Raw genomic sequence first — 14,403 nt, forward strand, 5'->3', positions numbered from 1 at the left:
AGGTTTACAATTTATAAGAATAAAAAATTGCGCAAAGTCAGAGACATTTGCGCAGCTTTTCATAAGGAACACTTCGGGGAGCTAGGAAATCCATGAATCAGAGAACTCGCCATATTTTTTTATAATTTCTTCTAACATCTTTATTATTTTATATAGTAACTACTACCAATATTTTTTCGGTAGTAGCAGTTCGTGTTTGACTTCTTCTGAATAATTCTAATAGAATTGAAACTATTTTAATTATTTACATTAATTTATGTTTACAATTTTTCACTAATCATTTAGCTTTTTTATTATACTCTAAAATTATATAACTACCAAAGCTAGATATGTCATCAATCGCAAGGTCAATATTTTTTTTATACTTACTTAAGGTCATTTTTTTTATATAATTATTTATATTGTAAAATTCATTATCTAAATAAATTTCAAAAATCTTGGGAATTAAAATAAAATTTCTAGATTGAGATTTTGTAATTAGACTCCATTCTAGATTTCCATTAAATCTGTTAACAATGCTTTCCAATAATATATATATATCATCATCTTTATCAAAGCCTTTAAATTTAAATCTAAAAAAAGGTGGATATGCGTATTTATCATCTAGTGAAATCATATTCACTTTCGATGCTTCGACTGGAGCTATTTTTGACAAAGCCGAAAATAAACTTGTACTTTCCATATTTAATTATCGTGTTATTATTTTTATACCTTGTGAATTCATAGACTTATAAATCTCCCAATATGTTTTGGATAAAATTGGCTTACTGCTCATCATCGGGTCATAAATAAAAGATCCTTTTTGGATAACTTGATGATACATAAACTCCGTTTTTTGTCCATATTCCATTCCATTTAACCAAAGGCCTTTTTTAGGTGTTATTTCCAGTAATTTTGTTCCTTCTGTTCCTTGATACATACTTTTGGCAATATCAGAGCAATCCAAATATGGATCCGCAAGTTTATTATAAAATGCCACATCATCTGCTAATGATGCATCTGGTAATTTACCAGCTGGAAATTCTATATAGCCATTATCAACATTAATGTTTGTTGAAGCATTTGACTGATTAGTAGGAATATTTTTTGCTTCAGTTGAACTTGAAATTTTATAATCCCCCGTTTTAATATCAGTACCATTATCTACTTCTGCAAGTCCGGCTGTTTGAGGCAATGTTATCGGTTGTACAGCAATCCTTGGAGTAGTTCCTGTCCAGAAAGTTTTACCATTGGCTATTGCAGTAATACCATTAAAAGCACCTGCAGTTACCGCACTAATAACAATACCGGTTAACATTTCTTTCCCTGACATTAACGGATCTCCAAATGCCGCGTTATTTCCTAAACTCAGAACTGACGAAGAATAGGTTGCGCCTACCGCTCCGGAAAATGCACCGGCAAAAAATCCACCACCACCACCAGCTGCACCTCCGGCTAAACCAAAAGCAGCACCACCGGTTGCAGCACCCACAGCTCCAGCGACCGCTCCAATACCAAAGGCTTTTAGGCCTTCCATATCCATTCTAAACCCGTGCACACCCCAGTTAATTACACCACCTACAACCGCACCAATTACAATATGAATCCATTCCCCACTGACATCAGTATACCGTAAAGGATTATTATAACAGTATCCGTAGCGGTTATAATTCTGCGTATTAAATGGATCTTGTACAAAATTATCAGGCTGCATAAAACGATGCAGTTTCGGATCATACAAACGTCCATTCATATGAATGATCCCTACACTTTGCAAGTGTTCGTGCCCGGTGTATCCTCTGTCTAAAATGGTCAAGCCTGCCAGGATTACACCAGCGCCATCCTGTACTTTTACTATATTTCCCCAGGCATCAAACAATCGTTTTTCAACAACTGCACCAGTCTGGTCACTTATGGCTACAATGGTTCCCTGATAATCCCGAAGCAAATATAAATAATTTGACGTAGCTCCGTCACTTTTTAAAACCAAGGGAGCCGTATATCCATCTCCTCCAATATACGTTACAAACTCAAGGGCTCCAGTAACTGTATTTTGTTTCACTTCCATCGTCCCGTCTGCAGAATAATGCTTTCGGTAAGTCCTTTGCAGCTTATCTGTCTGTAGCCCGCCATAAAACATACTGCTGCGATCGTTACTGTCGTTATAAGTGAAACTTATCTTATCTACCGCTGTTTCTTCAATCTGAATAGGGCCTTTAAACGCATTATACGTTACATTCAATGCCTTAGTCGATGCAACAGCATCACTTGTTTTTCGTATCTGAACATCATCGAACCAGATATTCCCTAATCCGTTGTTATCTAAACGTAAACGTATTTTTTTTATAGTTGCTGGAACTAAAAATGTTTTTGTTACCTGTGTCCAGCTTCCGGTAGTACTTGTTACTACAGTGTTGTAACTTAAAACACCTTGAGCATCCTTCATAACCAGAACTATTTCCGCTTGCGGACTACTGCTGTAGATCCATGCAGAATAAGTATATTCTGTTGCTGCAGTATTGTTAATGTCTACCCATTTATCCGAATATACATATTGTTCCGTTGTATTTGTGTTAGCAAGCTTTAATGAATTCTTCCCTGTATGTGCAGCCGTTGTAACATCATAACTATAAAAAACAGTAGCAAGAGATCTCTCATTACCCCATCCCGTACGATCTTCCATACTATCATTAAAGATACCTTCTCTCATTCCATAATAGCCAAGAGCTTCGGGAGTTGCTGTTATTGCCTTATTCTGATATGTTTTAGAAGTGTCATATTCATAAGTACCTATATTATTTTGTGTAATCCTTCCCCTCTCATCATAAGCCTGCGTTTCCTGAATACCAAGGGCATTCGTATATACTGTCAGACGATCTAAATTATCATAGTCGAAAATTTCATTTCTGTTAAATAAGCTATTTGTACGGGTTTTAAGATTCCCACTTAATACATTAAAATCGGTATTTAGAGTAAGAATGTTAACGGTAGGCGTTGCCGCTTTATCATATTTAAATTGTGAAATATAACCTTTATCCTCTTTATCATAGGTGTTGGTTAACGCAAGCGGCCCATTTATTCCTGTCAGCAGTTGCCCGTTGGCATTAACAGTAGTGGTTTGCCATAGGATGACACCAGTCAGTGCATCCTTGATCTGCCAGTGTGATCCGTTTAAATAGGTATTTTGTATTTTTTTTGAACTTGATTTCACTCCTACAGCCGCTGTAGAGGTTTCAGTATCTATTCTCCCAAATGCGTCATAAGCAAAATCTTTTGTAAAGGTTGCATATGGTGTGGTTTCAACCGTCTTGCTTATTCTTTTAGAAGTATCATAAGTATACACATCTGTTGTTTGGGTACTGTTTTTTAAATCATTAAATTCAGTCTTTAAAAGTAATTTTGTTGTAGTATAATATCTGTACTTTGTTCTTGAAATCGTATCGCTTACACCAGCAACAATTTTCTTTTCATCCAGTTTTCCAAATGCATTTAATTTATAACTTGTAAAGCCATTTGGGGTAGTTTCTTTTGTGATTTCACCCAAGTCATTATATTCATATTTATAAATGCCAGCGGATGGATCTTTTAATTCCTTCTTTCTTCCCCATCCGTCCTGAGTAATTGTAGTTATTACCCCTCCATAATTTGCCTCTCTTAAATTACCATTGGCATAATAAGTATAAGTAACATTGCCGCCAGGTGTATCCGTCATTGATATTACTTTTCCCATTGCATTTTTAACAGAAACCTTAGTTTTTAAATAGTCACTAACGGTTGTAGAAAGTCCATCGTATTTTATATTGGTTATTTTACCCGTAAAAGAAATAACCTCTTTCGGTCTGCCGTATTCGTCATAGTTAGTTACATTGAACTCTGTTGGACTGCTCCCAAAATAAGGTTCACTTGTTTTGTAATTTCTGTCGTATATATCATAAAAATAATCTACAGAAGAAAAATTTCCCGCTATGTCTTTTATCTTTATTTTAACCTTATGGCCTAAATCATCATACGTCTCTTCGACACTGCTACCATCATCTCCTGTATTGGTAACGATAACTTTCTCATTGCTTCTGCTGTACGTATACGTATTGCTCTTACCAAGATAATCCGTAGTTTTGGTTTTCTTTAACCAACTGTCATATAAATAAGAAGTTATTAATCCATTTTGATTGGTTTCTGAGTTTAAAACCCCAGAACTTAAATTATAATCAAACGTTTTAAACAGACCTTCAATATCAGTTGTTTTAATTAAAAACCTTCCTGAGGCATCATAGGCATAGCTTGTAACCCTTGGTGTAAGGCCATTTGCGCTTATTGTCTTTTTGAGGATATTTCCAAAACTGTCAAATGAATTATTATCCTCTGTGATATAACTTGTCGAGGCATCCCCTTTTTTTTGGATCTTATTTAAAAGACCATACATTGTATTGGTATAACCGTAAACTTCTTCAGAAATCATAGTACTTCCATTTACCACTACATTAACTGTTTTAGTAGCAGGAACTCCTACGTAATAAGGTAAAGTATTGACTGTTTTGTAGGTTACCGTAGTTGTATTGTTTTGAACTTCAGTATTTCCTTCTTTAAGTACAGTATTAACCGAAGTAGGGTTATTGTACTGATCCAGGATTCTAGTAGTGACACTGCTTGTTCCTTCCAAACCATTAAACTGGCTCTCTGAAGTATTTTTAAGTTTAAAAACCTTATTGCTCTGTAAAGCATCAGTAGCAGTATTATAACCTTTTAAGGATCTGGAAATAAAAGTCGAAGGAGAAGCCGCAGTTGGCCCCTGATAACCTAATAATGAAAAATTCTCAATATTAGCTCCTCTTAAAGAAATGTCATTTTTGGATACATTTGATATTAAAGTTGTACTGTCATTATACCAATTGGTCCTCATAAGTGATCTAAAACCCAAAAAACCGATTCCTTCAGCATTTGAAACAGCGCCTGCATATTGTAATAATTGCTTTTTATAACTGCCCGCACTTTGCTTTTCCAGCATAGTTACAATTTTTAAACTTGGTGCTGCAACAATATCTATATTCGGAAAGGTCTCCGTAAAAATTGAAGGAGTATATAAAGGTTCATACTCATCCTGCTGTAATGGACTATAAGTAATGGTCTCTTTAACTCCATTTCCTGTTGTTATATTAAGCAGTAATCCTTCTTTCGTAAAATCATTTTTTGAATCGAATGTATAGATTTGATTATTGCTAATAATACCGAGTGATAAATATTGATTATTAGTTTTTGGTGATAAAAATACCGGTAGAGGATAGCTTCTGATAGCCTGTAGTGAGCCTGTATCATAAGTAGAGGAGGCAGTAAACGAAGCAGTTGTGTTTTTAAAAACATTCATCATAACTCTCGCTCCATTAAATGCACTACCAAAAATTGATCTGCATTGCACAATATCGGTTTTTCCGTCAGCATTTATATCCAAAGGAATAAGAGTACAGGTATAAACGTCTTGGCCGTCTTTAAAATTACCCCAATTAGTAAATGGATAAGTTTCGTTAGTTTTTACAAATCCGGTTCCTGTAGATAAAAATTTTACATAAGCAGTAGAATAATTACCTGCACTTGTAGGAATGATAAAGTCCATCTTTCCATCTCCGTTATAATCTCCCGATAGTATAGCCTGTGTGATTTTAATATCTGAATCTAAAGTTTTCCATAAAAATTCAAGTTGGTTATTATTGTTCAGCGTATAAACATATAATCTACCATTCTTAAAATGAAGTATATCGGTCTTTCCATCACCATTTACGTCAAATGTTTCAATTTTACTGTCAGTACTTAAGAAAAATTCCTGTAATATCCCTGCATAATTGGCAAAATTACTTGTTTTTCTTCGATCTAGGTCTACAAAATACAATTCACTGCTGGTGTTTGTAGAATAGAGAAATAAATCAGGACCACCATAAGGATCGGGCTGGCATACTAATTCCTGTATATCCTGATCCAGTGCCATAACATCAGTCAGTCCATCACCATTAAAATCCCCGCTAAAAAAAAATTTTGCTCCTCCTGCATTAAAAGAATCATTACAATTCATAATCCACCTTTCAGGAAATACCGCTTTTTTTACATTATCCAGACCTATTCCGGTAGACAGATTATTATAAGTTTTGAAATTTACGGCATTAAGATCTGTTAAATCACCCTGAGCAATAGTAATACCTTGATAATGATACATTTTACCATTGGCAGTTAAGCCATTAGTGGGGAAAATTGATGTAAAATATCCACTATTTATTTTAGTGGGGACTAACATAGAACTATTATTAACATCTTTAAATACCCAAAAATCTTTATATGCATTTATTCCGCCTGTAGTTGGATATAAAACAAAATCCATTTTAGCATCTCCGTCAAAATCCCCGGCAATTGTAGCTGAATTATTAGCATTGATCTCACCTAAACCTAATGAAGATGATTTAGGGCTAACAGTAATCGTTTCTGTAGTCTTTCCATATTCAAATATAGTCGGATTGTAACTCTTTGAATTATCACCATTATTTTCAGTGATTCCATTTAATCGTTCATAACCTAATGTAGCAACATTATATTGCAATAAGTAATTCCTGAATCCTGTTCCATTACCAATTACATTAATACTTGTAAGTAATTTAGTTCTTGACAAACTTACCCCTCCGATGTAACCCTGTTCGTGTCTTGTCCTTGACCCATAATTAAACTTGATCTCGTTGATGGGCGCCGTAGCCAATAAGGTTCCATACTTTATAGAAGCCACATCCAAAACATTATTGGTTTGTAAATAACTGTAACTTATTCTTATTCCCTGAGGATTTTCCCAATAGGTTATAGACCAATCTGTAATAGATCTTGAATCAGTAGAATTTCCATAATATCCTTTTGATCCATCTGGATATTCCACTATAAAATATGCCGGCCCGTAGTTGACCCCGTTTGGATGAACACCATAAGAGGTAATCTTAACATTTGAAAAGTTTTCGGTCTCATATTCTGTTTTGTCAGCACCATAAGTTGCACTAGATCCATTTTTTACAATTAGGCGTTGACCCTCAAATGCAAATCTGTCATAGCTGTCAAAATCGACGGGATCAATAATGTTGTCATGATATTTAGTTGAAGGTATCCTACTGATGGTGGATACCCCTGCAATATTCCAACCGTAACCAGCAACACCATTACCTCCCTGACTACTATAGGCTAAACTAATTTTTGGAACGATGCCATTGATTCCCGGAGGTACTGTAATTGGAATTATATAAGTAGCAGCTCCTGCTAATGAAACTGACAATTCACCTGAAGTTATACCAACTTCCGTTTGAGCTGAACCTAATAAACTAAAAATTAATGATAAAAATGTAATGTAAAATTGTTTCATGAATTAATTTTATTGCTTGATAATTTTGATTGTTTTTTGGTCACCGTTCTTATAATTTAGGACGACCAAGTATACACCTGTACCGTAACTCTGAAAAGCAATGTTTTGTGCATTTGTGCGGTCTGTGCCTGAATAAGATTTCAATAACTGTCCATTTAATCCATAAACCACTATCGATAATACTATATTATCATCCGTTAGTCCCCATTTTAGATAAAGTTCTTCCTTCACCGGATTTGGGTAATAGGAAATCACATCTTCCGAAAAGAATTTCTCCAGGTCCTCCTCTGTAATAGCCTCAATTTCTTTAATTTCCTTTCCCGGTTTTGCAGTACAGCCGGTTAAACACAAAGTCCGGCTGGTTTGATTTCCTGCCGTATCATAACCAAATGTAATTTTCTGTTGTGCAAAAGACGATGTCAAAGTTGCAAACAAAAGTAAGCTGAAGATCAGTTTCATATTTATAGCTTTCAATTATATTATTAAACTTGTTAAAAAAAACACAAATAAATAGAAAATAAATGATATACAATAATCATATTTTTTTCTTAATCTTAAAATATGATTTTCTTTAATTGTAACAATTTTAATTATAAGTACGAATCTGATTAAAGCCATTGCTAAAATTCTGGGCTTAACACACTTTTGAGAGTATTTGAAATTCGGTTTTATAAACTTATTTAATAAAATGAATTACAAAGAAAGCGATTGTTAAGTGGTGGGTTTGTCTTTGACACGATAAGGAAAAGACCCAAACCCAAAAAATAGCGCCCAAGAGTAAAATCCGCGATATACCACTAGTATAGAAAAACAGGAATCCACAAGAGCCTATAATCCCGATTCAAACCACCAATATTCCTGACAATATGACCGAAAAAGGCCCAAATACCCTAAAAATCTACCCTAAAGTTCACGTATAGGAGTGACGGAGCGGTGACGGAGGAGTGACGGTAACGTGACGGAGAAATGACGTAACAAAAATATAATGTCAGACTGGCAGAATTAAGGGTAAACTCTTTAACGCTATCAATTCTGTACTATATAATTCGTGCATAAACCCCACTGTTCAGAAAGCTAAAACACTTTCTTTTTAAAATACTATAAAACCATTTGAATGGTATTAAAAAAACAATCTCATGACAATAAAAACCCGTTCTGTGACATATTTTTCTGTTGAACTACACTAAAGCTGTACTTTTATACTACCCTACCGAAAACCAAAAAATCAACCACCGGAATGCCTGAAAAAAAATCAATATTGATTGGATGTGACGATACCACCATTCTGACTCAGGTATTGAATATCCTGTCGGCTATAGCTGATTTTACTTTTTCTATCGCCGCTGTTTCAAGGGCTTCGGACCTCTATAGCACGTCTCAATCCTTACATCCCGATTTGATTATTTTGTGTTTCAGAAGAAACCAGCCTGTCATAAACGATAGCCATTTCAACTTAAATAAAATTGATACTCCCATTTTATGCCTGACGCAAAACTATGAATGCGAGTCGACCTGCTGGTCTAAAAACTGCATCATTTTTACCCATCCTTACAAACATATCAACAATGCTGACTTTCTCATTTACAGAATTAAATCTATTTTTCAATTAAAGAAAACAGAAAGCAATACCGGTACAGCGGGTTCATTTGCAGAAGCGGCCAGAGAAAAAAACAACACCAGCAACACAAGGGAACTGAGCCATTATGTAATGGAACTGGACCAAAAGGTAGAAATCCTGCAAAAGGTAAAAACCCGCATTTCGTATCTGTATCCCAATGTCAATGATGCCATCCGCAGAGAATTAATGTCGATTGTAAATTCCATCAAAACGGTGGCGGAGGATACGAAACTCTGGGATGATTTTAAAATTTACTTTGAACAGTCTAATCCGGATTTTTTGCTGACGCTTGCCAAAAAACATCCTTCTCTAAGTGCCAAGGACTTAAAATATTGCTGTTATATCAAAATGAATATGACTAACCATGACATCACCAATCTTCTCGGAATCAACCAGGATAGTGTACGGACTCATAAATACCGCCTGAAGAAAAAACTGACGCTTGAAAAAGAGCAGGATATTATCTCGTATTTAAGGACAGTATCGTAAAGTATTCCATACCTCATCTTTATACTAATGAAAATTCGGTTACTTTTTTGTAATCGAATTTTTTATTTACAGCACCTTTATTTAGTCTTCAATAAAGAGGCATTCGGAGGATTAATTCCAAAATCTGTGGAAAGTGACAAAAAAATTTACCGCAAGGAACGCAAGGATTTTTATCAAAGATTGCTTTAGAAAGCGCAAAGTTCGCAATCCCGATAGCTATTGGGATTGTATTGAGTTAGCTTTGCGAACTTTGCGTATTTAAGGCATTGTTACATAAAAATCCTTGCGTCCGTTGCGGTAAAAAATCGGTATTGAGTACTCGTTTCGATGTAATTCAAAATTGGTGTCAGGCTGAGCGGAGTCGAAGCCCTTTCCATGTGAAAAAGCCTTCGACTCCGCTCAGGATGACATTGAGTTATAAAAGAATAAAGATATTTTACTCCAATTTATTCTTTTATCTATTTGTTTTTATATCAAATAAGAGTTGCAGTGAGTTATACCCAAAAGGGTTAGTGAGTCTGTTTTATGCTTTCCACAACAGATAGGCGTTGATCTCTATTCTAGTGAGACACATACGGATAAAATTTTTCTTTTTCACGCAAAAAAAGCCCCTGTCTACATTTTGTCTACAAAAGTGTCAGAATTTTACCGAATGTATACGAAAAGTATATTCTGAAAATCTCTTTTGGATTAATTTCCGAAGTACTTTTACCAGTATAATCTGACTACCAGTTTGTTTGGTTGGTTCAGCTGAAATTTAGAATTACTCAACCATGATACATCAGTCACTTGTATTTACGAATAAATTGCTGGGACAGTTTTTGAAAAACCGTTTTGGACTGGACGAAGAAAAAATCGTCCTGAATTATCTTATTGATACCAACGGGGCCTTTCCGAAAGCCAACCAGAACAAAGTCGTTTTATCGCTGATTAATGTCGAAAAAGAAACCAATCAGCCCTTCTATATTAAAAACAAAAGGCTCGAAAACGGTAATTACTCGAGTTTTAATCCCGTAGAAAAATACAATCTGGATATCCTGATCAGCAGCAATTTTGATGATTATACCGAGTCCTTAAAATTTCTGGACGCTATTATGTACTTTTTTCAGATCAACAATTATTTAGATGCTTCCTCCTCTTCGAGTATTCCCGATGGAATCACCAGACTGGAATTTGAATATGAAAAAATCTCCTACCACCAGATGCACAGTTTATGGACGGCCATGGGAGCCAAATACCAGCCTTCGATCATTTACAAGATGAAACTAATCAAAGTTCAGGCGAATGAAATGACCGAAATCATACCGGCGGTTACGAATACCAATAACACGATACTGTCATGAGTCAGAGTGTTTACATAAAAGCCTTTGATGTTCTGGTGTACCATACTTTTTTTGATACCGGCAAATGCAACTGCCTGCATTTTATTCCGGACCCTGCTGCCGAAAAACTATTCCGGAAATTTGGCCTGCGAATGAATCACCTTTCCAATGGATTTGAACTTTACTTGCAATCTAACTCAACCGTAACCGATACCTTAAATTATATATCGAAAACCACGGCGCTGGAGTATTTCGAATTCAGTATTCAGTCCGATAATCCTTTTTTTGAGCTTTTCACCGCAATGCCAATCAACTTTGCGGGACAAATTACCTATACCAGCAAAGATCCTAAAAATCAGGACAGCAACGGTACTGTAATACTGCAGGAAACCTTAGCCCAGGAAAAATCCGGTTCGTTTTTAGGGGTACTGAGAATTTATTTTGAAGATCTTGCCACTACAAATCCGTTGCATTTTGAACTGCATTTTACAGCCCGCGCAACGCAGTGGCAGTATTACGTGATTAATAAAAATGCCGTTCCGCTCAGCCATCCGGTCATTAGCGAAAAAGGCAAGATGCAGTTTGAGGGGCCACAACAGGTCGTATTGCCCACAGGAGAAAAAGCACTCCTTTTTACCTCCGGCGAAACTGATCTTACGCTTAGCGAAAAACCAAAATACAAATTTGATTTAAGCAGTAAAAGTGAACCCAACGAATCCGGTCAGCCCAATTCAAATGGCAAAGTACTGCTGAAAGGACTGCCTGTTCCCGATGTTTCCCGGATTGGAATCATTGACAGCACAGGGAATATTCAAGTTACATCACCCATGTATATCTATTTATAAAAAACTATTTAAAAATGAACATTAAAAACTAAAATCAATGAATTTATCTACCATCCAAACTCCTGGTGTTTACATTCAAGAATTAAATGCTTTTCCGAATTCCGTTGTAGCAGTCGCTACGGCAGTACCAGCATTTATTGGATACACACCCCAAGCTTCTTACGAAGGGAAATCGTATACGAATGTTCCGGTAAGAATTACCTCGTTTGCTGATTTTCAAGCCTTTTTTTGTTACCCGGATCCTCCGCTTCCCGCGAGTCCTGCGAAACAATATAGTCCTGAATATTACTTGGTAAAAGAAGACAGTCAACCTAAAAAGGGAGATTATATGCTGATCGGAGGATCCTTCTACTCCATTGTTCCGGATCCTACTACGGTGTATTATCTGTACAACAGTGTGCGCCTTTTTTATGAAAACGGTGGCGGTGACGCGTACATTGTATCTGTGGGTACGTACGGAACCTCATCTAAAAAACCAATGACAGCCGGTACACCGCTTATCAATCCGAACGTGCAGTTAAACGACCTGACTACGGGTCTTGCCCTGCTAAAAAATGAGCCGGAACCTACCATGTATATTTGCCCTGAGGCCACCTTACTAAGTGTAGCAGACAATGGTACGCTTATGGAAACCATGCTGTTGCAATGTACCACGATGCAGACGGCCATGTGTTTGTTTGATATTATTGGAGGCGATGATCCGGACCCGATTTTATATACGCAGGACATATCTAACTTTAGAATGAATACCGGATCTGTAGGATTGAATTACGGAATGGCCTACTACCCTTTTATCGGGACCACCATCATGCAAAATCAGGATATTGATTATACCAATCTATTTGGCGGAGACCTCAAACAATTAGAACCGATCATCAATCCGCCAAGTGCACCCAATGCAAGTGTGGCCGCGATTATTGCCGGGATTCAGAATCCGGCCAGTACGTTAACCGTGACCCAGAACAATAATGCGCTTTTAATTGCGAGTCAGACATACTCCCTGATTATCAAACATGTATTAAGTGATGCCAACATCCTTCCTCCAAGCGGGGCTATGGCCGGAGTCATTACCACTACAGACAATGCGGTTGGTCCGTGGCAGGCACCTGCCAATACTTCTATAGTAGGAGCAGCTTCGTTACCGATTTGTATTTCAGAAAGCCAGCAGGCCAATTTAAACGTAGATGCTGTTTCGGGTAAATCGATCAATGCGATTCGTTTGTTTAACGGACTTGGCATTTTGATCTGGGGGGCCAGAACGCTGGATGGAAACAGTCAGGACTGGCGATACATTCCGGTACGAAGAACGATGATCTTCCTGGAGCAATCCTGTAAACTGGCGGCTCAGGCTTATGTTTTCCAGCCGAACGACAAAAATACCTGGGAAGCGGTCATCTCGATGATTTCAAGTTTTTTAACTTCCATCTGGAAACAGGGCGGTTTGCAGGGTGCCAGTGCCTCTGATGCTTTTTCTGTAGCCTGTGGACTGGGTTCGACCATGACGGGAGATGATATCCTGAACGGCTTTATGAATGTTACCGTAAAAGTAGCAGTAGTACATCCGGCGGAATTCATTGTACTGACCTTTCAACAGCAAATGGTAGCTTCCAGTTAAGCAGCAATCAACTCAATTTAAGTAAATTTTTAATTTAAAAATAAAATATTATGCCAACAGATGATGGAAGCGTACAAGGCGCAACGTGGCCGATGCCTAAGTTTAGGTTTGAAGTAGATCTTGGAACCGAACTGACAAAAGTAGCTTTTCAGGAAGTTACAGGAATGGATGTCGAAAATCAAATTATAGAATACCGTAAAAGTAACAGTCCGCTTTTTTCTGTCGAAAAAATGCCCGGAATTACCAAATACGGCAATATTACCATGAAACGAGGCATCTTCGTAAATGATAATACGTTTTGGGACTGGCACCAGCAGGTGGTCATGAATACGATTAAAAGAAGAACCGTACTGATCAAGTTACTGGACGAAAAAGGAAATGTGACCATGCAATGGACGCTAAACAATGCCTGGCCAACTAAAATTACCAGTACAGATCTGAAATCTGACGGAAATGAAGTGGCCGTAGACACGATAGAAATTGCACACGAACAGCTAATCATTAAAAACGGTGGCAAATAGTGATTATCCGGTTAGCTTTTATTTTACACTCTCCTTTTCAGGTGTAGATGCAGCTTTCAAGGAAGTATCCGGTATTTCTAAAGAATTAAGCATGGAAGAAATTGTTTGCGGAGGCGAAAACAGGTTTAAATACCGCCTCCCAACAGTTTCCAACAGTCAGAACTTAATCCTGAAAAGAGCCATTGTTCCTGTCGGGTCCCAATTGGTAAACTGGTGCGCCAACTGTATTGATCAGGGACTATCGAATCCGATCCAGCCGCACAATGTGATACTGAGCCTGCTCAATGCAAACGGTATTGTCTGCATGCAGTGGACATTCAATAATGCCTATCCGGTTAAATATGCCGTTTCTGACCTCAACTCTCAGGAAAGCGGGATTGCCATTGAATCTATTGAACTGGCCTATACCTATTTCAATATTTCATCGAAAACAACTTTTGAAAATCTTTTTACCTGATACCTATGCCAATCGAAATAAGGGAACTCATTATCAAAACAGAGATTGTAAGCAGCCATGCGAAACACTCTTCTGTAGCCAAAGAAAAAGAATTGTCTCTTTTGAGGAAACAATTGCTCGAAGAATGCAAAAGATTAATCGCCGAGAAAAATCAGATCAACAGCTATAAACGTTAAAGA

The 14,403-nt window shown here is 36.9% G+C and carries 10 protein-coding genes; 7 read left to right on the forward strand and 3 right to left on the reverse strand.

Translation table 11 applies throughout. The features are described from left to right. Window positions 1–277 precede the first annotated feature (277 nt). The 3 genes from GJU43_RS21395 to GJU43_RS21405 are packed head-to-tail and all read right to left on the reverse strand — an operon-like array spanning window position 278 to window position 7,816. On the reverse strand, window positions 278–682 hold the full coding sequence (locus tag GJU43_RS21395) for a hypothetical protein (RefSeq protein ID WP_154343802.1): 405 nt from the start codon (window positions 680–682) through the stop codon (window positions 278–280). Between the two features lie 6 nt (window positions 683–688). After that, window positions 689–7,357 (reverse strand): RHS repeat-associated core domain-containing protein, encoded by a 6,669-nt coding sequence (locus GJU43_RS21400; RefSeq protein ID WP_154343804.1) that lies wholly within the window; start codon window positions 7,355–7,357, stop codon window positions 689–691. A gap of 9 nt (window positions 7,358–7,366) precedes the next feature. Then, window positions 7,367–7,816: a T9SS type A sorting domain-containing protein gene (locus GJU43_RS21405; RefSeq protein WP_154343806.1), complete on the reverse strand. Its 450-nt coding sequence runs from the start codon at window positions 7,814–7,816 to the stop codon at window positions 7,367–7,369. Between the two features lie 778 nt (window positions 7,817–8,594). Here GJU43_RS21405 and GJU43_RS21410 point away from each other — a divergent pair. The 7 genes from GJU43_RS21410 to GJU43_RS21440 all read left to right on the forward strand — a co-directional run bounded on the left by GJU43_RS21410 (window position 8,595) and on the right by GJU43_RS21440 (window position 14,400). Continuing rightward, window positions 8,595–9,464 (forward strand): hypothetical protein, encoded by an 870-nt coding sequence (locus GJU43_RS21410; protein WP_154343808.1) that lies wholly within the window; start codon window positions 8,595–8,597, stop codon window positions 9,462–9,464. A 773-nt stretch (window positions 9,465–10,237) separates the two neighbouring features. Further along, window positions 10,238–10,807, forward strand: a complete 570-nt coding sequence (locus GJU43_RS21415; protein ID WP_154343810.1) for a DUF4255 domain-containing protein — start codon at window positions 10,238–10,240, stop codon at window positions 10,805–10,807. Further along, window positions 10,804–11,631, forward strand: coding sequence for a hypothetical protein (locus GJU43_RS21420; RefSeq protein ID WP_154343811.1), 828 nt, complete (start codon window positions 10,804–10,806; stop codon window positions 11,629–11,631). Before GJU43_RS21415 ends, GJU43_RS21420 begins: the two co-directional genes overlap by 4 nt. Before the next feature lie 37 nt (window positions 11,632–11,668). Continuing rightward, window positions 11,669–13,246, forward strand: a complete 1,578-nt coding sequence (locus GJU43_RS21425; protein ID WP_154343813.1) for a phage tail sheath C-terminal domain-containing protein — start codon at window positions 11,669–11,671, stop codon at window positions 13,244–13,246. Between the two features lie 50 nt (window positions 13,247–13,296). After that, complete coding sequence (locus tag GJU43_RS21430; protein ID WP_127340819.1) at window positions 13,297–13,767, forward strand: phage tail protein; 471 nt, start codon at window positions 13,297–13,299, stop codon at window positions 13,765–13,767. Next, window positions 13,757–14,224, forward strand: coding sequence for a phage tail protein (locus GJU43_RS21435; protein ID WP_370455680.1), 468 nt, complete (start codon window positions 13,757–13,759; stop codon window positions 14,222–14,224). The genes GJU43_RS21430 and GJU43_RS21435 overlap by 11 nt, the downstream gene beginning before the upstream one ends. Before the next feature lie 5 nt (window positions 14,225–14,229). Continuing rightward, window positions 14,230–14,400: a DUF5908 family protein gene (locus GJU43_RS21440; protein ID WP_154343815.1), complete on the forward strand. Its 171-nt coding sequence runs from the start codon at window positions 14,230–14,232 to the stop codon at window positions 14,398–14,400. Window positions 14,401–14,403 lie beyond the last annotated feature (3 nt).

Origin of the sequence: Flavobacterium sp. LC2016-23 (genome assembly GCF_009674775.1) — a bacterium.
Taxonomy (GTDB): Bacteria; Bacteroidota; Bacteroidia; order Flavobacteriales; family Flavobacteriaceae; genus Flavobacterium.

Excerpts from the sequence above, each read along its gene's own strand:
- GJU43_RS21395 (WP_154343802.1), bottom strand. The coding sequence starts at position 682 with ATGGAAAGTACAAGTTTATTTTCGGCTTTGTCAAAAATAGCTCCAGTC.
- GJU43_RS21400 (WP_154343804.1), bottom strand. The coding sequence starts at position 7,357 with ATGAAACAATTTTACATTACATTTTTATCATTAATTTTTAGTTTATTA.
- GJU43_RS21405 (WP_154343806.1), bottom strand. The coding sequence starts at position 7,816 with ATGAAACTGATCTTCAGCTTACTTTTGTTTGCAACTTTGACATCGTCT.
- GJU43_RS21410 (WP_154343808.1), top strand. The coding sequence starts at position 8,595 with ATGCCTGAAAAAAAATCAATATTGATTGGATGTGACGATACCACCATT.
- GJU43_RS21415 (WP_154343810.1), top strand. The coding sequence starts at position 10,238 with ATGATACATCAGTCACTTGTATTTACGAATAAATTGCTGGGACAGTTT.
- GJU43_RS21420 (WP_154343811.1), top strand. The coding sequence starts at position 10,804 with ATGAGTCAGAGTGTTTACATAAAAGCCTTTGATGTTCTGGTGTACCAT.
- GJU43_RS21425 (WP_154343813.1), top strand. The coding sequence starts at position 11,669 with ATGAATTTATCTACCATCCAAACTCCTGGTGTTTACATTCAAGAATTA.
- GJU43_RS21430 (WP_127340819.1), top strand. The coding sequence starts at position 13,297 with ATGCCAACAGATGATGGAAGCGTACAAGGCGCAACGTGGCCGATGCCT.
- GJU43_RS21440 (WP_154343815.1), top strand. The coding sequence starts at position 14,230 with ATGCCAATCGAAATAAGGGAACTCATTATCAAAACAGAGATTGTAAGC.